Source organism: Geodermatophilus sp. SYSU D00684 (assembly GCF_054050455.1).
Genome location: NZ_JBJGZI010000004.1, coordinates 1 through 18,044, shown reverse-complemented (window position 1 = coordinate 18,044; position 18,044 = coordinate 1). Strand labels below are relative to the sequence as shown.

The 18,044-nt window shown below is 75.6% G+C and carries 14 protein-coding genes and 1 tRNA gene; 9 read left to right on the top strand and 6 right to left on the bottom strand.

The features are described from left to right. Nucleotides 1-131 precede the first annotated feature (131 nt). The 4 genes from ACI79L_RS03565 to ACI79L_RS03550 all read left to right on the top strand — a co-directional run bounded on the left by ACI79L_RS03565 (nt 132) and on the right by ACI79L_RS03550 (nt 3,407). On the top strand, nt 132-2,171 hold the full coding sequence (locus ACI79L_RS03565) for an ATP-dependent helicase (RefSeq protein WP_456935446.1): 2,040 nt from the start codon (nt 132-134) through the stop codon (nt 2,169-2,171). Between the two features lie 193 nt (nt 2,172-2,364). After that, nucleotides 2,365-2,670 carry a hypothetical protein gene (locus ACI79L_RS03560; protein ID WP_456935445.1) on the top strand — a complete coding sequence of 102 codons (306 nt, stop codon included), beginning with the start codon at nt 2,365-2,367 and terminating at the stop codon, nt 2,668-2,670. A gap of 250 nt (nt 2,671-2,920) precedes the next feature. Further along, a complete protein-coding gene (locus tag ACI79L_RS03555) occupies nt 2,921-3,163 on the top strand; it encodes a WhiB family transcriptional regulator (protein WP_387990338.1) in 243 nt (80 codons plus the stop codon). A 79-nt stretch (nt 3,164-3,242) separates the two neighbouring features. After that, the gene (locus ACI79L_RS03550) at nt 3,243-3,407 is read left to right on the top strand and encodes a hypothetical protein (RefSeq protein ID WP_456929244.1); all 165 of its coding nucleotides are present in this window, start codon (nt 3,243-3,245) and stop codon (nt 3,405-3,407) included. A 143-nt stretch (nt 3,408-3,550) separates the two neighbouring features. On the opposite strand, the gene ACI79L_RS03545 is transcribed toward ACI79L_RS03550, so the two are convergent. The 3 genes from ACI79L_RS03545 to ACI79L_RS03535 all read right to left on the bottom strand — a co-directional run bounded on the left by ACI79L_RS03545 (nt 3,551) and on the right by ACI79L_RS03535 (nt 6,238). Then, nucleotides 3,551-4,873 (bottom strand): ABC1 kinase family protein, encoded by a 1,323-nt coding sequence (locus ACI79L_RS03545; RefSeq protein WP_456929245.1) that lies wholly within the window; start codon nt 4,871-4,873, stop codon nt 3,551-3,553. Further along, nucleotides 4,870-5,976, bottom strand: coding sequence for a ThiF family adenylyltransferase (locus ACI79L_RS03540; RefSeq protein ID WP_456935444.1), 1,107 nt, complete (start codon nt 5,974-5,976; stop codon nt 4,870-4,872). The genes ACI79L_RS03545 and ACI79L_RS03540 overlap by 4 nt, the downstream gene beginning before the upstream one ends. Nucleotides 5,977-6,085: 109 nt before the next feature. Further along, entirely contained in the window at nt 6,086-6,238 is a 153-nt protein-coding gene (locus ACI79L_RS03535; protein WP_012950213.1) for a DUF5679 domain-containing protein, read from the bottom strand. A gap of 379 nt (nt 6,239-6,617) precedes the next feature. Between ACI79L_RS03535 and ACI79L_RS03530 the strand changes: the two genes are divergently transcribed. Next, a complete protein-coding gene (locus tag ACI79L_RS03530) occupies nt 6,618-7,199 on the top strand; it encodes a M48 metallopeptidase family protein (protein WP_456935443.1) in 582 nt (193 codons plus the stop codon). Nucleotides 7,200-7,476: 277 nt separating this feature from the next. Here ACI79L_RS03530 and ACI79L_RS03525 read toward each other — a convergent pair whose 3' ends face one another. Next, nucleotides 7,477-8,856, bottom strand: coding sequence for a zinc-dependent metalloprotease (locus ACI79L_RS03525; RefSeq protein WP_456935442.1), 1,380 nt, complete (start codon nt 8,854-8,856; stop codon nt 7,477-7,479). 103 nt (nt 8,857-8,959) lie between these two features. Here ACI79L_RS03525 and ACI79L_RS03520 point away from each other — a divergent pair, with 103 nt between their 5' ends. The 3 genes from ACI79L_RS03520 to ACI79L_RS03510 all read left to right on the top strand — a co-directional run bounded on the left by ACI79L_RS03520 (nt 8,960) and on the right by ACI79L_RS03510 (nt 13,332). Further along, nucleotides 8,960-9,985 (top strand): YlbL family protein, encoded by a 1,026-nt coding sequence (locus ACI79L_RS03520; protein WP_456935441.1) that lies wholly within the window; start codon nt 8,960-8,962, stop codon nt 9,983-9,985. 232 nt (nt 9,986-10,217) lie between these two features. Then, on the top strand, nt 10,218-13,187 hold the full coding sequence (locus tag ACI79L_RS03515; protein WP_456935609.1) for a UPF0182 family membrane protein: 2,970 nt from the start codon (nt 10,218-10,220) through the stop codon (nt 13,185-13,187). A gap of 71 nt (nt 13,188-13,258) precedes the next feature. After that, nucleotides 13,259-13,332 (top strand) — tRNA-Met (locus tag ACI79L_RS03510). A gap of 75 nt (nt 13,333-13,407) precedes the next feature. Here ACI79L_RS03510 and ACI79L_RS03505 read toward each other — a convergent pair. Both ACI79L_RS03505 and ACI79L_RS03500 read right to left on the bottom strand, forming a co-directional pair. Continuing rightward, nucleotides 13,408-14,580 (bottom strand): acyl-CoA dehydrogenase family protein, encoded by a 1,173-nt coding sequence (locus tag ACI79L_RS03505; protein ID WP_456935440.1) that lies wholly within the window; start codon nt 14,578-14,580, stop codon nt 13,408-13,410. A 668-nt stretch (nt 14,581-15,248) separates the two neighbouring features. After that, complete coding sequence (locus ACI79L_RS03500; protein ID WP_456935439.1) at nt 15,249-16,319, bottom strand: medium chain dehydrogenase/reductase family protein; 1,071 nt, start codon at nt 16,317-16,319, stop codon at nt 15,249-15,251. Between the two features lie 428 nt (nt 16,320-16,747). Here ACI79L_RS03500 and ACI79L_RS03495 point away from each other — a divergent pair. Beyond that, nucleotides 16,748-18,044, top strand: a 1,297-nt coding sequence (locus ACI79L_RS03495; RefSeq protein WP_456935438.1) for an amidase family protein, incomplete at its 3' end; no start/stop codon positions are given.

Here is an 18,044-nt window from a genome sequence, read left to right as displayed (position 1 = left end):
CTCCCCGTCCCCAGGCGCACCGGCCGTCCCCAGGCGCCGGGGTGTCCCTGCCGTCTGTCGTCCCGGGCTGGGACACTCGCAGGAGCGGTCCGCCGGCCGCCGTCCCCCTGTGCCCTCGGAGGAACCACCGCATGCCCCGGACAGCCGACGCGCCCCTGGCGACCCCCGGGTCCGCGGGGACCTCCGCCGGCGCCGAGGCGGTCCTGGCCGGCCTCGACGACGAGCAGCGCGAGGCCGCCTCGGCGGTGACCGGCCCGGTGTGTATCCTCGCCGGTGCGGGGACGGGCAAGACCCGCACGATCACCCACCGCATCGCCTACGGCGTGCACACCGGCGCGTTCGTCCCCGAGCAGGTGCTCGCGGTGACCTTCACCGCCCGCGCGGCGGGGGAGCTGCGCACCCGGCTGGCCGGTCTCGGCGTCGGCGGGGTGCAGGCCCGCACCTTCCACGCGGCGGCGATGCGCCAGCTGCGCTACTTCGCGCCGCGCGTGCTCGGGGGCCCGCTGCCGCCGCTGATCGAGAACAAGCTGCGGGTCGTCGCGTCGGCGGCCACCCGCAACCGGCTGACCACCGACCGGACGAGCCTGCGCGACCTGGCCAGCGAGATCGAGTGGGCCAAGACCACGCTGGCCACCCCGGAGGACTACCCGGCGCGCGCCCAGGCCGCCGGCCGCGAGCCGCCGTTCGACGCCGCGGCCGTCGCCCGCGTCTACGCCTCCTACGAGTCGGCCAAGCAGCGCGACGGCGCGCTCGACTTCGAGGACCTGCTGCTGGTCACCGCGTTCGCGCTGGAGGAGCACCCCGACGTCGCCCGGCAGGTGCGCGCGCAGTACCGCCACTTCGTCGTCGACGAGTACCAGGACGTCAACCCGCTGCAGCAGCGGCTGCTCGACGCCTGGCTGGGCGGGCGGGCCGACGTCTGCGTCGTCGGCGACCCCAACCAGACGATCTACTCCTTCACCGGGGCCGACCCCGACTACCTCCTGGGCTTCGCCGACCGCTATCCCGACGCCGCGGTGGTCAAGCTCGAGCGCGACTACCGGTCGACGCCGCAGGTGGTGGGGCTGGCGAACAAGCTGATCGGGCAGGCACCGGAGCGCAAGAGCATCTTCCGGCTCAAGCTCCTCGGCCAGCGCGCCGAGGGCCCCGAGCCGCGCTTCTTCGAGCACGCCGACGAGCCCGCCGAGGCCGCCGCGGTCGCCCAGGCCTGCCGCGCGCTGATCGAGAACGGGACGCCCGCGTCGGAGATCGCCGTGCTGTTCCGGATCAACGCGCAGTCGCAGGTGTACGAGTCGGCGCTGGCCGACGCGGGCGTGCCCTACGTCCTCAAGGGCGGGGAGCGGTTCTTCGAGCGGCCCGAGGTCCGCGAGGCGGTCGTCCTGCTGCGCGGCGCGGCCGCCGGCGGCCACGAGCCCGGCGCGCTGGTGCCCACGGTGCGCGACGTGCTGGCCGCGACCGGCTGGGTGGAGCACCGCCCGCCGGCCGGGGGAGCGGCCCGTGACCGCTGGCAGTCGCTGGCCGCACTGGTCGACCTCGCCGTCGACCTGGTCGCCGAGGACCCGACCACCGACCTCCAGCGCTTCGTCACCCACCTCGCCGAGCGGGCCGACGCCCAGCACGCGCCGACCGTCCAGGGCGTGACCCTGGCGTCGATGCACGCGGCCAAGGGCCTGGAGTGGGACGCCGTCTTCGTCGTCGGCCTGGTCGACGGGGTGCTGCCCATCTCCCAGTCGCTGTCCCGGCCGGAGGCGGTGGAGGAGGAGCGGCGGCTGCTCTACGTCGCGGTCACCCGCGCCCGCGAGCAGCTCACCCTCTCCTGGTCGCTGGCCCGCAACCCCGGCGCCAAGCGGGCCCGCCCGCGCAGCCGCTTCCTCGACGGCCTGGTGCCCGGCTCCACGCCGTCGGCCCTGCCACCGCCGCGGAAGACCAAGCGGGCCAAGGTCGTCCTCGAGGGCGAGGCCGGGGAGATCTTCGAGCGGCTGCGCGCCTGGCGCAGCAGCACCGCGCAGGCCGCCTCGGTGCCCGCCTACGTCGTGTTCACCGACGCCACCCTGCAGGCCATCGCCGAGGCGAAGCCGACGAGCATCCGCGAGCTGTCCGCGCTGCCCGGCATCGGCGCCCGCAAGTTGGAGATGTACGGCGAGGACGTCCTCGCCACCGTGGGCGGCTGACCGGTCACCGGCCGTGCCCACCGCACGGCCGGACCGGCGCGTCCCACGCCCTCGGAGGACGCGCCCGTTAATTGCGTTGCGCCGCTGTGGTGACCTTCCCTACTGTCCTGCCTGCGCCCGACGGACGACCGCGGGCGCGCCAGACCGAGCCCGGCCCGACCGCCGGACTCCGACCCCGGGAGGAGGGGTACCGATGATCGACATGCGCTGCGTCCTCGCCCCCGCCGGGGTCCCCGCCTGGGGCGCCCTTGTCGTGCGTCCGGCCCTGACCGGCGCCGTCCCGTCCGCGCGGCCGCGCTACGCCGTCGTCAAGACGATGACGCCGTTCGACCTGACCGGCACCGCCGTCGCTGCGCCCACCGCTCCGGTCCAGGGGACCGGTCTGCCCACCGCCGGTGACTTCGGCACCGGCGTCGGCGGCACCGACGCCCTCCGCACCCACATCTCCAACCAGCGCCACACCCTCGGGATCCACTCCCCGGGGAGACCGCAGAGCTAGCCGCTCGACCGGTCCTCCTCGAGGCCGCGGAACCCGAACCCCGGGATCCGCGGCCTTCGTCTTTCTCCGCGGCACCCGGCCCCGACCACCCCGGTCGGCGGGCCCCCGCCGGCCGCGCAGACGACGAGTACGAGGAGGAGCGGCAGTGCAGCAGACGATCGACCGCCCGACGTCCCACCGCCGACCCGGGCTCCCCCGGACCGGCGGCGCCACCCCGAGGACGCCGCACACCCCCCTGGCCCCGGCACCGGTGCGGCGCCCCCTGCCGTGCCGCGGGACCGACGACCCGGACCTGTGGTTCGCCGAGAGCCCCGCGCTGCTCGAGCAGGCCAAGGTCCTGTGCGGGGAGTGCCCGGTCCGCGACGCCTGCCTGGCCGGCGCCCTGGACCGCGGCGAGCCGTGGGGCGTCTGGGGCGGCGAGATCTTCGAGCGGGGTGTGGTCATCCCGCGCAAGCGCCCGCGGGGCCGTCCCCGCAAGGTCGTCGCGGCGTGAGCCGGGACGGCGACAGCCGACAGCGACAGCGACAGCCATCCGATCGGGCACGACGCCCGACGAGCACCGAGGACCCGAGATGACCACGTACGAGTACGACCTGGCCACCACGCGGCTGCGCGAGCTGCGCGCCGAGGCCGACACCGCCGGCCGCGTGCGCCGGCTGCGGGCCGCCCGCCGGTGGGCCCGCCGCGCGGAGTACGCCAGCCGGCGTGCCGCGCGGGCCAGCGCCGCCGTCCGCTAGGCGGCGGCGCCCCTCAGGGACCCGGCAGCACGCCGAGCCCCTCGCGGTCGAGGCCGGGCTCCCGACGCTCCCGGTGCGTCGGGGGTCCGGCCTCTCGTCGTCCCGGGCCGGTCGTGGTCGGTCCGGTCCGGGTCGGGCGCGGGTCAGGCCTTGAAGCCGGGCAGCCACTCCTCCAGGACGCCGCGGTAGTCGGCGGCGGCGTCGAGCTGGCAGAGCACGCCGATGGAGCCGATCGTCACCCGGTGGATGAGCAGGTAGGCCGGCGGCAGGTTGAGCTGGCGGCCGAGCTTGCTGGCCTCGGTGCGGGGGTCGGCGAGGCGGGCGGCCTGCTCCTGCATCCACTTGCGGGTGAAGCGGAAGCCCGGGCTCTCGACCGGCTCCAGCATCGGCCGCAGGTAGTCCAGCACGCCCTGGGCGTCGACCTCGATGCCCGGCCGCACGAACCCCTCGGCGCGCAGGTCGGTGAGCACCTCCTCGGCGCGGCCCTCCAGCGCCCAGCGGACCAGCCGGCCGATCGGCTCGGGCAGCCCGTCAGGGAGCCGGGCGGTGGCCCCGAAGTCGATGACGCCGAGCCGGCCGCCGTCGACGAGCCGGAAGTTGCCCGGGTGCGGGTCGGCGTGCAGCAGCCCGGCCCGCTGCGGGGCGGAGAAGTGCAGCACCGCCATGAGGTGGCCGGCGCGGTCGCGCTGCTCGCGGGTGCCGTCGGTGATGACCCGCGACAGCGGCAGCCCCTCCAGCCACTCCGAGACGATCACCTTGGGCGCGCTGGCCACCACCCGCGGGACCACGATCTCCGGGTCGCCCGCGTAGGCGGCGGCGAACTGCCGCTGCGCGTCGGCCTCCAGCCCGTAGTCGAGCTCCTCGATCACCCGGGCGCGCAGCTCGGCGATGAGCGGCTTGACGTCCATGCCGGGGAACAGCGCGGCGAACAGCCGGGCGAACCGGGACAGCTGGTTGAGGTCGGCCATCAGGGCGGTGGCCGCACCCGGGTACTGGATCTTCACGGCGACGTCGCGGCCGTCGCGCCAGGTGGCGCGGTGCACCTGGCCGATGCTGGCGGCCGCGGCCGGCTGGTCGTCGAACTCGCGGAACCGGGTGCGCCACGTGCCGCCGAGCTGCTGGGCGAGCACCGCGTGCACGGTGCGCACCGGCATCGGCGGCGCCGCCTCCTGGAGCTTGACCAGCGCCTCGCGGTAGGGCGCGGCCACCTCCTCGGGGACGGCGGCCTCGAACACCGACAGCGTCTGGCCGAGCTTCATCGCCCCGCCCTTGAGCTGGCCCAGGACGGCGAACAGTTGCTCGGCAGTGCGCTGCTGCAGCTCCGCGGCGACCGCCTCCGACGACTGCCCCGACAGCCGCTTGCCGATCCCCAGCGTGGCGCGGCCGGCCGCACCCAGGGGGAGCGAGGCCAGCCGCGCGGTGCGCGAGATCGAGCCCCTCGGGATCCCCCGTGCGTCGTCGGTCACCGTGCCATTGTCCCCGACGCGGAGCCCGGGCCGCTGACGGTGCCGTGGTGGGCGTCACCCGGAGGGGCGGGCGTCGCCCCACACCCGCAGGACGGGTGCGCCGGCCAGCGGCGCAGCCGCGGCACCAGGCCCGGGGGCGACAGCTCCACCGTCCCCGCCAGCGCCACCGGGCTGCCGCTGCCGTCGAGGTAGGCCAGCGCCGTCTGCGTCGCGGCCAGCGCGGTCGCCCAGCAGGTGAGGGTGGACCCGCCGGGGACGTCGGCGGCGGTGAGCTGGGCGGCGAGCACCGGCCAGCGCGGGTCGGCGTCGCGGCGGCGCAGGTCGGCGCACCGCAGGCAGCCGGTGACGCCGGGGACCACGAGCGGCCCGACGACGCCGGTGTCGCCGCGGACGGCGGCCACCAGGTGCGCCACGCCGGCGTCCCGCAGGCCGGCGACCAGCGGGTCGGAGGCCGCCCAGGGCCGGGCGAGGACGACGAGGTCGGGGACGGCGCCCGGCGGCAGCGGGCGCAGGTCGGTGAGCGGGCTGGCGCGGCGGACGGCGTCCGCGGCGGCGAGCGAGCGGGCCCGCCCCTCGTCGGCCGCGGTGAGGCCGCCGGCGACCGCGTCGGCCGCGGTCGCGACGCCGTCGTCGCGGACGTGGACCCGGCCCACGCCGCTGGCGGCCAGCAGGGTCGCCAGGGGCACGCCGACCCGGGTCGCGCCCTCGACGACGACCGTCGCCGCGCGCCGGGCGTGCCAGCGCACCGCGCCGTCGGGGTCGCGCGCGGCGGGCAGCTCCGCGGCGGTGCGGGCCGCGGCGGCCGGGCCGGCGTCGGAGGCGAGCAGGTCCGCGGCCTCGAGGTCGACCAGCGTGCCGGTGGCCCGCAGGTGGTCGAGCAGCGCGGCGACCGAGCGTGGGTCGAGCCCCTCGCCGGCGGCGTCGGTCAGCACGGTCCGCTGGGAGCGCCGGCCGTCGAGCCCGCGCAGCAGCGCGGTCACCGCGGCCGGGGCGGAGCCGACCAGCACGCCGTCGCGCTCGACCCCGCCGACCTGGAGGGCGTCGGGGGAGCGGCGGAGCAGCGGCGTGCCCGGGGGCAGCAGGGGGTGGGCGGTGTCGGACACCCGCGCAGGGTGGCAGGACCGGCCCGGCGTCCGCTGCCGTCGTCCACAGGGCCCGGGGACGACGACGGCGGCGCCCGCGGTGCGGGACGCCGCCGTCAGGAGGCAGTGCCTAGGCCTTGCCGAGGATCCGGTTCATCTTGGTGCCGCAGACCGGGCAGGTGCCCTGGGCCATCCGGCGGCCGGACTCGCTGACCTTGACCTCGCCGTCGAAGTCCCGCTTCTCCTTGCACTTCACGCAGTAGCCGTTGTAGCTCTCCGCCACGGTGCCTCCTCTTCCAGCTGCTCGGCACCCGTTCGGGCACCGTCTTCGCGAACGCTACCCGGACGGTCCCCTCCGACCCGTCCGGCCGGGGAACCCGGCCTGCCGCGGTGCCCACAGCCTGTGGACAGCGCTGTGGAGACGGTGGGGACCCCGCGGCGTGTCCCTGTGTGCAGCCAGGGGAGGGGCCGGCGGCCACCCGCCCGTCGCCGGCCCGTTCCACGCCCGTCACCTGCGCGGACGCCGTCCGGGCCGCTGTGGACGGAGCGTCCGGCCGCCGCAGCCGGGACAGGGGCCGGCGTGTCCACCGTCCGTGCGACTCGTACCCGAGCGGGTGGCTCCCCTCCGCGCGTCGCCGGCGGCCGGTGGCTACCGTCCTCCCGTGCCCGGATCGACCCCCGACCCCTCGCGCGGCCCCCTGTCCACGGACGGGCCGGTCGAGGTGCGCCGCAGCGCGCGCCGCCGTCGGACGGTGACCGCCTACCGCGAGTCGGGGCGGACGATCGTGCTCATCCCGGCGGCGTTCACGCCGGCCGAGGAGCGGCGCTGGGTGGCCCAGATGGTGGCCAAGTTGCAGACCCGGGAGGAGCGCCGCCGCCGGTCCCTGGGCGGCGACGACGAGCTCATGAGCCGGGCCCGCGCCCTGTCGGCCGAGCACCTCGACGGCGTGCCGCAGCCGACCAGCGTGCGGTGGGTGGACAACCAGCAGCGCCGCTGGGGCTCGTGCACCCCGGCCGACGGCAGCATCCGGCTGTCCAGCCGGCTGCGGTCGATGCCGGAGTACGTCGTCGACTACGTGCTGGTGCACGAGCTGGCGCACCTGCTCGAGGCCAGCCACGACGCGCGCTTCTGGGCGCTGGTGGCCCGCTACCCGCGGGCCGAGCGGGCCCGCGGGTTCCTCGAGGGCATCGAGACGGCCCGCGCCGACGGCGCCCGCGAGGACGACGGCGACCTCGTCGACTGAGCACTTCGTCGGCCTACCGGCCGACACCGCGGCCAGGTGCCGTCCCGGCCTGCGCGGAGCCCATCCGTCGCACCCGCCGCAGAGCCCTCCGGGCCCCCCCTCGGGCACGACACCGCGGCCAGGTGCCGTCCCGGCCTGCGCGGAGCCCATCCGTCGCACCCGCCGCAGAGCCCTCCGGGCCCCCCCTCGGGCACGACACCGCGGCCAGGTGCCGTCCCGGCCTGCGCGGAGCCCATCCCGGCCCTCGGCGGCCGGGTGCCCTCCGGCCGAGCCGTCCTCAGCGGGTGGGGGCGTCCCCGTCGGTGTCCCCGCCGTCGGTGTGGCCGCCGCCGGTGTCCTCGGCCGGGTCGGTGAGCGCGCGCAGCTCGTCGGCCACGCCCTGGCGGGCGACGAAGTCCAGCGGCTCGTCGAGGTCGTCGGAGGTGGGCAGCAGGTCCGGGTGCGACCAGAGCCGGTCGCGGGCCTCGGTGCCGTGCTGCTGCGCCATGGCGCCCCAGACGGTGGCCGCGTCGCGCAGCCGGCGGGGGCGCAGCTGCAGGCCGACCAGGGTGGCGAAGGTCTGCTCGGCCGGACCGCCCGACGCGCGGCGGCGGCGCATCGTCTCGGCCAGCGCCCCGTGCCCGGGGAGCCGCTCGCCGGCCGCGGCCGCGACGACGGCGTCGACCCAGCCCTCGACCAGCGCCAGCAGCGTCTCCAGCCGGCGCAGCGCCATCTGCTGCTCCGGCGTCTCCTCCGGCTCGAGCAGCCCACTGCCCAGGAGCTCCTGCAGCGCCTCGGGGTTGGACGGGTCGAAGCCGCCGCCCATCGAGCCCATCGCGTCGTTGAGCCCGCGCTCGATCGCCTCGCGGTCGATGCTGATGCCGCGGGCGTAGGCGTGGACGGCGTCGTGCAGCTGCTGGCGCAGCCACGGCACGTGGGCGAACAGCCGCAGCGACGCGGCCTCGCGCAGGGCGAGGAACAGGCGGACCTCGTCGGCGGGGCGGTCCAGGCCCTCGGCGAACGCGGCGACGTTCTGCGGGACGAGCACCGCCGAGCCGGCCGGGGCCAGCGGCAGGCCGACCTCGGTGCCGGTGAGCACCTCGCCGGCGAGCCGGCCGAGGGCCTGCCCGACCTGGGCGCCGAACATCAGGCCGCCCATCCGGCCCATGATCCCGGCGAGCGGGCCGGCCATGGCCATGGCCTCCTGCGGCAGCGCGGAGGTCATGGCGGCCACGACCTTCTCGGCCAGCGGGTCGATGAGCGCGCCCCAGGCCGGCAGCGTCTGCTCGACCCACTCCACCCGGGACCAGGCCAGCGCCCGGTCGGCCCCCGAGGGCAGGTCGGTGACCTGGTCCAGCCACAGGTCGGCCAGCCGCACCGCCTCGGTGACGGCGGCCCGCTCGGCCTCCGACGTCGGCTGGGTGCCGGTGGCCAGGGAGCTGATCGCGCCCTGCCGGGCGAGGTCCCAGTTGACCGGCCCGCCCGACCAGTTCATGAGCTTCTGCAGCTCGGCGAACAGCGGCATCTTGCCGAGGAACTCCTCCGGGGTGCCGCCCCCGGCGCCGCCCGGGCCGCCGAACCCGAACAGGGCGCCGAAGCCGAACGGGTCGCCGCCGGGCTGGTCCCGGCGCTCGGGGTCGCGGTCGGGCATCCCGAATCCGAACGGCACGTCACTCATGCCCCCACGGTAGACGCGTGATCACACCGCCGGAGCCCGAGCGCGGGCTCCCGCGTCCGCTCTCGGCGGACGCTGCCAGCGCGAGGTTCTACTCTGGCCGGTCGTGACCCGTCGGATCGCCGTCCTCGCCGTCGGTGTGGTGCTGCTGCTCGTCGCCGGCGTCCTCGGCGCGGCCCTGCCGGTGCCCTACGTCGCCCAGGTGCCCGGCCCGACCTTCAACACCCTCGGCGACATCGACGGCGACCCGGTCATCTCCCTCCGTGGCCGCGACCGCAACGACGTCACCGGCAACCTCAACCTGACCACGGTCGGCGTCGGCCGGGCGGGCCTGAGCCTGGTCGAGGCGGTCCGCGGCTGGTTCGACGACGAGATCAGCGTGGTGCCCGAGGAGTCGGTGTACCCGCCGGACCAGACCGAGGAGGAGATCGAGCAGGCCAACCGGCAGGCCTTCCTCACCTCGGAGGAGTCCGCCGAGGCCGCGGCGCTGGGCCACCTCGGCTACCCGGTGAAGGTCGTCGTCCGCGGGCTGTCCGGGGACGACTCGCCGTCGGACGGGCTGCTCGAGGAGGGCGACGCGATCGAGTCCGTCGACGGGCGGCCGACGCCGGACTCCGACGCGCTGGCCGCCGTCCTCGCCGCGATCCCGGCCGGTACGACCGTGGAGGTCGCCTACACCCGGCTCGGGCAGCCGGGCACGGCCACGCTGACCACGGGTGGGTCCCCCGACCGCGAGGGCTCGGTGCTCGGCGTCGTGGTGCGCGAGCAGCCCTCCGCGCCGTTCGACATCGACATCGACGTCGCCGACGTCGGCGGCCCGTCGGCGGGCCTGATGCTCACCCTCGGCATCCTCGACCTGGTCGGCGACACCGACCTGACCGAGGGCGCCGTGGTGGCCGGCAGCGGCACCATCGACGCCGACGGCGCGGTGGGCGCGATCGGCGGCATCCAGCTGAAGATGGTCGCCGCCGAGGAGATCGGTGCCGAGCTGTTCCTCGTCCCGGCCGACAACTGCCCCGACGCGCTCGGGTCCCCGGCCACCGGCCTCACCCTGGCGCGGGTGGCCACCCTGGACGACGCCCTGACCGCCCTCGAGGACGTCCGGGAGGGGCGCACGCCCGCGGGCTGCTGACCGCTGCCCGCCACGGGACGCCCCGCGTGGTGGATGCTGTCGGCCAGCACGGGCTCCCGGGGAACCCGGTGCCGCGCCGAGCGTTGGTCAGGGGCGACACCGGCCGCTCGTGCGCCAGCCCGGCGCCCGTGCCGACCGGCGCCCCACACGTCCGACCGCACGCGGTCGCCACACCGCGACGGCGCCTCCCGGTGTCCGCCGCACCTGCAACTGAAGGAGACCGCTCGTGGCCATGCGGCCCCCCGTGTCCGTGCCGACGCTGTCGCGGCGCGCGAAGGTGGTCATCGGGTCCATCGCCGTGCTGCTGGTGCTGTTCACGGCCATCGGGACGTTGACCAACGTCTACGTCGACTACCTCTGGTTCGACGAGACCGGGTACACCGAGGTCTTCTGGACCGAGCTCCAGACCCGGGCCCTGCTGTTCGCCGTGGCCGGCGTGGCCACCGGCGGGCTCACCGCGCTGGCGATCTACCTGGCGTACCGGTTCCGCCCGGCGTTCCGGCCGATGTCGCTGGAGCAGCAGAACCTGGAGCGCTACCGGCAGTCGCTGGAGCCCCGCCGCACCCTGGTGCTGTCGGCCGTCGCGGTCGTCGTCGGCCTGTTCGCCGGGTTCACCGCGCAGGGCAGCTGGGAGACCTGGCTGACCTTCCGCAACTCGGTGCCCTTCGGGGACGTCGACCCGCAGTTCGGCCTGGACCTGTCGTTCTTCGTCTTCGAGTACCCCTTCTACCGGCTGCTGCTGAGCTTCGGCTTCGCCATCGTGCTGCTGGCGCTGATCGGCTCGCTGCTGACCCACTACGTCTTCGGCGGGCTGCGGCTGCAGACGCCGGGGCAGAAGCTCACCGGCGCGGCGATGGTGCAGCTGTCGGTGCTGCTCGGCCTGTTCGTGGCGCTCAAGGCCGTCGCGTACTGGTTCGACCGCTACGCGCTGGTCTACTCCGACCGGGGCGAGCTGTTCAGCGGCGCGAGCTACACCGACGTCAACGCGCTGCTGCCGGCCAAGACGATCCTGGTCTTCGCGGCGGCGTTCTGCGCCGTCGCCTTCTTCGCCAACGTCGTCGTCCGCAACTTCCGGCTGCCGGCCGCCGCGCTGGTCCTGCTGCTGCTGTCCAGCCTGGTCATCGGCGTGGCCTACCCGGCGATCGTGCAGCAGTTCGTCGTCCGCCCGAGCGCCAACGAGCGCGAGGCCGACTACATCGAGCGGGCGATCGCCTCGACCCGCGCGGCCTACGACCTCACCGAGGTCGAGTACACGGACTTCGCGCAGGAGAACACCGGGGAGGACGTCGACACCGACGCCGCGCTCGCCGAGCTGCGCAACGACGACGCGACGATCCCGAACGCCCGCCTGCTCGACCCGAACGTGCTGGCCGGGACGTTCACCGCGCGCCAGCAGATCCGCAACGTGTACGGCTTCCCCGAGAAGCTCGACATCGACCGGTACACGATCGACGGCGAGACCCGCGACTACGTCGTCGCCGTCCGCGAGCTCGACAGCGGCAGCCTGTCGGAGAACCAGGACACCTGGATCAACCGGCACACCGTCTACACGCACGGCAACGGGTTCGTCGCCGCGCCGGCCAACCAGGTGGTCACCGGCCAGGAGGGCGGCGAGCCCAACTTCACCAGCCGGGACCTGCCCACCACCGGCGACATCGAGGTCGAGCAGGGCCGGATCTACTACGGCGAGCTGATCGACGACTACTCCGTCGTCGGGGCGCCCGAGGGCGCCGACGCCCGCGAGTTCGACCGGCCCGAGGACGGCTCCGAGGGCGAGGTCAACAACACCTACGACGGCGAGGGCGGCGTCGCGATCGGCAGCTTCTTCCGGCAGCTGACGTTCGCCATCTACTACCGCGAGCGCAACTTCCTGCTCTCCGGTGCGGTCAACGACGCCTCGAAGGTGCTCTACGTCCGCGACCCGCGCGAGCGGGTGGAGAAGGCCGCGCCGTTCCTCACCGTCGACGGCGACCCCTACCCGGCGGTGATCGACGGCCGCGTGCAGTGGATCCTCGACGGCTACACGACGTCCGACGCCTACCCGTACTCCGAGCGGATGGAGCTCGGCGAGGCGGCGCAGGACGCGCTCACCGGCCAGGGGACCGCGGCGCTGCCGAACGAGCAGTTCAACTACATCCGCAACTCGGTCAAGGCCACCGTGGACGCCTACGACGGCACCGTCCGGCTCTACGAGTGGGACGAGGAGGACCCGGTGCTGAAGGCCTACATGGCCGCGTTCCCGGGCGTCATCGAGGAGCGGTCGGAGATGAGCGACGAGCTCATCGGCCACGTCCGCTACCCCGAGGACCTGTTCAAGCTGCAGCGGGACATCCTCACCCGCTACCACGTGAGCGACCCCGGCGACTTCTACAGCCAGAACGACCGCTGGGCGGTGCCGGCCGACCCGACGCAGGACACGCAGACCGAGGAGGCGCAGCCGCCGTACTACATCCTCGCCGCGCGGCCGGGGGAGCCCGACGCGACGTTCCAGCTGACCAGTGCGCTGAACGCCTTCCGCCGGCAGAACCTCTCGGCGTTCATCTCCGCCTCCAGCGACCCGGACACCTACGGCTCGATCCAGGTGCTCCGGCTGCCCGGCAACACGCCCTTCCGCGGGCCGCAGCAGGTGCAGCAGTCGTTCAACACCAACGACGAGGTCGCCCGGGACCTGACGCTGTTCAACAGCGAGGACTCGCAGGCGGTGTTCGGCAACCTGCTGACGCTGCCGATCGGGGAGAACGGCCTGCTCTACGTGCAGCCGCTCTACGTGGAGGGGACCGGGCAGAACTCCTTCCCGCTGCTGCGCAAGGTGCTGGTCAACTACGGCGGGCGGGTCGGCTACGCCGACACGCTCTCCGACGCGCTGGACCAGGTCTTCGGGGCCGGGGCGGGGGACACCGCGACCGACTCCGACGACGCCGGGACCACCCCGGACACCGAGGAGCCGACGCCGGCCGAGCCGACCACGCCCGCGGAGCCGACCACGCCGGCCGAGCCGACGACGCCGCCGGCCGACGGGTCGGACGCGACGCTGGACCAGGCGGTCGCCGACCTCGACGCGGCGCTGCAGCGGCTGGCCGAGGCCCAGCGCAGCGGCGACTTCGCCGCGCAGGGTCAGGCGCTGGCCGACCTCCAGGCGGCGGTCGAGGCCTACGAGGCGGCCCAGGGAGCGGCCGCGGCGCCGGCCACGCCGACCGGCTGAGCCGCGCGGGTGGGGGTGCGCCGACCCGGTGCACCCCCACCCCGCGACCGGGTGTACGGTGGTGTCACCGACGCGGGGTGGAGCAGCTCGGTAGCTCGCTGGGCTCATAACCCAGAGGTCGCAGGTTCGAATCCTGCCCCCGCTACTCCGAACGGCACCGGCCCCCACCGCTCAGCGGTGGGGGTCGGTGCCGTTTCCGGCCCATCGTTGCCGCTCCTCCTCAGAGGAACGGGAAGGGTGGCTCCTCGCCCAGGACGAGACCGCCGACCATCTCCAGCATCCGGTCCTGGGCCAGCAGGTGCTGCCTCATCGTGACCGCGTCCCTCAGCAGCCGGTCCAGCGGTGAGGAGGTGTAGATCGCCTCGGTGCCCACGGTGTCCACCATCTGCTGGGCGACGTCCCGGGCCATCCGGAAGGCGTTCGAACGCGAGAGGGCCAGGTGCACCCGGGTCGGCGCGGTCATTGCGCCGTCGCTCTCCAGTTCGTCCCACACGCGGTCGAGCGCGTCGTACGCGTACGCCCGCGCCGCACCGAGGTCGGTCTCGGCACGGGCGATCGCCAGGCGCACCCGCGGCTCGTCCCGCATCCGGTTCCCGCGGGGCCGGTACACCTTGCTCTCCGCGACCTGCAGCGCGACGTCGATCGCCCGGCGGGCCAGCCCCAGCGGGACACCGGACGTGTTCGCGTAGAACGCTGCGGGGAAGGCGTACAACGGTCCGGGCCGTCGCGGTGGGTCGAGGAAGGTGAACGACCGCTCGGCCGGCACGGTCAGACCCTGAACGCTGTAGTCGTTGCTGCCGCTGCCGGCCAGGCCCGTGGTGAACCAGGTGTCGTGCACCGTCCAGGCCTCCGCCGGCGCGGTGACGACCCGGACGACCGGCAGCCCCTCGCCGGTCGTCACGGGCACGTCGCCGTCGAACTCGACGCAGCCGCCGACGATGACGTCGGCGTGCGTGCAGCCGCTCCCGAACGACCACCGCCCGTCGACGACGAAGCCGTCCCCCTGGCGGCGGGCCCGGCCTGCGGGGACGACCCAGCCGGCCGTCACCGCGTCGAGGTCCGGCCACACCTGCCGGGCGGCGGCGTCGTCGAGGAACGCGGAGTAGAACCCCGCGTCCGAGCCGATCATCACGCACCAGCCGACGGAGGGGTCGGCGGCGGAGAGGAGCTCGATCACCTCGACCTGCTGCCGGAAGGTCATCTCGGGACCGCCCCATGCCCGGGGCATCGGCATGCTGAAGACGCCGGCGCGCTTGAGCATCCCGACGAGGTCCGCGGGGAGCCTGCGGGCTTCCGCGATCTCGGCGGCGCGCTGCTCGACGACACCCACCAGGGCCGTCGCTGCGCTACGCACCGTCTCGGCCGTGCGCACGGTCTCGCTGACAGCTGACATGACCGATCCTCCGCCGGTTGGAGCATCGTCCGACATGCCGGTGCCCGGACCGGAGCCGGGCGCGACCGGTGTCACCTCGCGTGTCGGCTACGCCGAGGCAACCACCGACGGAGGTGGACGACAAGGACCCCGAGTGCCTCGCCCGTCGCCGTCTCGCTCCGCCCCGGGTAGCCACTCACCCAGTGGTGGCCGGCCGTGTGCCGCGGCGCCGAGATCGCTGTCCGGCGTCTCGGTCATGATCACTCCCGTGTCCCGGGGTCCGCGGAGAGCGGACCCGGGACCGGTCCCCCCGCCCCCACGAACGGGGGCCCTCACAGTGACCGTGAGGGCCCCTGTCGTCCGTGCATCGGCCTGCGGTCGGTCCCAGAAGGGATTCGGCACATCCCGCCGGCTCGACGCCGGCTGCCGTCCGCGGCCCGGGGTCACGCTCGGCACCGGGCTCCTCGTGTTCCGGGACGAGGAGGTTGCCGGCGAGGAGCAGGTGGCCGGACCCCGACACCGGGCCGGGCGCAGCCTGGTCACGATCAGCGGGACGTACCGGGCGGGCGGGCCGAGTCGGCGGGTGCGCAGGCGGACGTCCGTGCCCAGGCGTCGCCCTCGACCAGCTGTCGGCGGGGCTGCAGCGCCACAGGGCCGACACGGGAGTCACCGGCGCAGACGGGGTCGGGCTACGGCGTGAGCACGAGCTTCCCCTGGACCCCGCCGCCGGCCAGCCGCTCGTGCGCCTGGCGCGCCTCGGCCAGGGGGATGCGTGCGGCGATCAGCGGCTTCAGGTGCCCCTCGGCGAGCAGCTGGAACAGGGTGGCCAGGTCGGCCCGGTACCAGTCGGGGTGCCGGTCGCGCAGGACGGCACTCTGATAGGTGCGCACGGAACGGCCGCCGGGGAGGGCGTTGGCGGCCAGGGTGAGCGCACCGGCGGCGTAGAAGGCCGCCACCCGCGTGGCGCTGCGCCGTCCGTGCACCAGCGTGGCGTAGTGGCCGAAGAGGACGAGCACCCCCTGCGGCGCGAGCGTGCGGTAGGACCGCAGCGACACGGTGCCGCCGATGCCGTCCAGGACGACGTCGACGCCCTCGCCGGTCAGCTCGCGGATGCGGTGCATGAAGTCCTCGCGGCGGTGGTCGACGGGGGTGGCCCCGAGCCGGCGGACGACGTCGCAGCCGGCGCCGGTGGCGGTGCCGTAGAGCTGCAGGCCGGCGACGCGGCCGATCTCCAGCGCCGCGGTGCCGATGCCGCCGGCTGCGCCGTGCACCAGCACCCGCGCACCGGGGTGCAGCCGGACGGTGCGGGTGAGCATCTGGAAGGCGGTGATGTAGTTGAAGGCCAGGCAGACGGCGACGGCGGGGTCCACCCCGGCCGGCACCGGGGCCAGGTGCTCCTGCGGCACGCACACGGCGTCGGCGTAGGCGCCGAAGACGGTGATGGCCGCGACGACGTCCCCGACGGCGAGGCCGGTGACACCGGGGCCGAGCCGGTCGACGACGCCGACCAGGTCGTAGCCGGGCGTGAACGGCGGACGCGGGCCGCCCGGATAGGTCCCCTCCCGGATCAGCAGGTCGGGATAGCTGACCCCGGCGGCCAGCGTGCGGACCCGGACCTCGCCCAGGGTCGGCTCCGGGGCCGGTGACTCGACGAGGGTGAGGCGCTCGGGTCCGCCCAGCGCCGGCACCAGGATGCGGCGGATGGTCTCCGGCGCCCTCCCGGCTCCGGCGCCGGTCGTGGCGGTGGCGGTGCTGGACATCGACGGAACCCTCCTGGCGGCGGGAGAGGGGCTCTGCGGAGGAGCGGGCGGTTGGCCGCACGGCTGCCGCGGCCCGATCGGGACCGTTCGATGCCAGCAGCGGCCCTGCCGCCGGGGCAGATGACGACGACCCCGGTCGGTGGGGTCGTTGCTCCCGTCCGGGCGCCCGACGGTCCGGGGACCAACGGCGCAGCCGGGTGGTGCCGTGAGCCACTGCACCGGGCCCTCGACGGCGGCCACGCTGCTTCTCCCGGGGAGGAGAGCGGAGATGGCCGGAGTGCGCACCGAGGTCTGCCCGTGGCGGCGCCGGTCGCACCGGGGGAGGGGGCTGCACCCCGTCTCCCGTGTCACCGCGCCGGCGGGTACCGGTCCGCCGTCGGCGTCCGAGCCAGGGCCCCTGTGACCACCACCTCCCGGGAGACGCCGCCATGACGCTGACGGCCACCGAGCTGTGGCAGCTGAGCGCGGTCGAGCTGGCCGCGGCGATCCGGTCCCGCAAGGCCTCCTGCCGTGAGGTCGTGGAGGCGCACCTGCGCCGGATCGAGGCGGTGGACCCCGCCGTCAACGCCGTCGTGGTCGTCCTGGGTGACCGGGCGCTCGACGCGGCGGACGCCGCCGACCGGGCCGTCGCCGCCGGTGACGAGCTGGGGCCGCTGCACGGCGTCCCGTTCACCGTCAAGGGTCTCCTCGACCTGGCCGGCACGCCGACCACCCAGGGCCTGCGGGCGCTGGCCGGGGCGTACCCGGCCCGGGACGCACCCGCCGTCGAGCGGATGAAGGCCGCCGGCGCGATCCCGATCGGCCGCACCAACCTGGCCTCGTTCGGGGTGCGCTGGCACTGCGAGAGCGAGCTCTGGGGCGCGACGGTCAACCCGTGGGACCGCTCGCGCACCGCCGGCGCCTCCAGCGGCGGTGACGCCGCCGCGGTGGCCACCGGGATGACCCCGCTCGGCCTGGGCGGGGACGGGCTCGGGTCGCTGCGCTCCCCGGCCCAGTGCTGCGGGGTGAGCACGCTGAAGCCCACCCTGGGCCGCATCCCCGACGCGTCGAGCGTCCCGGGCCCCGAGTTCGCGCCGATCGGCGCCCAGCTGACGGTCGTGGTCGGCCCGCTGGCCCGGCGCGTGGCTGATCTGCGGACCGCGCTGGAGGTGATGGCCGGGGACAGCTGGCGCGATCCGTGGTCGGTGCCGGCACCGCTGCGCGGCCCCGCACCCGACCGGCCGATCCGGGTGGCCCTGGTGCTCGACCCCGCCGGGCAGGGCACGGACGAGCAGGTACGCGACGGCGTCCGGACCGCCGGCCGGGCCCTCGAGGACGCCGGCTACGTCGTCGAGGAGGTCGAGCCGCCGTCGATCGACCGGGCGGCGCGCACGGACCTGGCCATGCTGAACACCCCGGAGATGCGGGCGGCGCTGCCGGCGCTGGTGCCGTTGTTGCCGGCCGAGACCCGGCGGTTCCTGGCGGAGTTCTACGCGGCCCTCGGGGACCCGGACCCGGCGGCGGCGATGGAGAGCTTCGCCACCCGCCACTCCCTGCTGCGCGCCTGGGGCGAGTTCCAGCAGACCCATCCGCTCGTCGTCGCCCCGGTGTCCACGCGGATCCCCTTCCGGGTCGGCACCGACCTCGGGGGGGGGGGGGGGGGGGGGGGGGGGGGGGGGCCGGGGGCGGGCGGGGGGGGGGGGGGGCGGGGGGGGGGGGCGCCCGGGGGGGGGGGGGGGGGGGGGG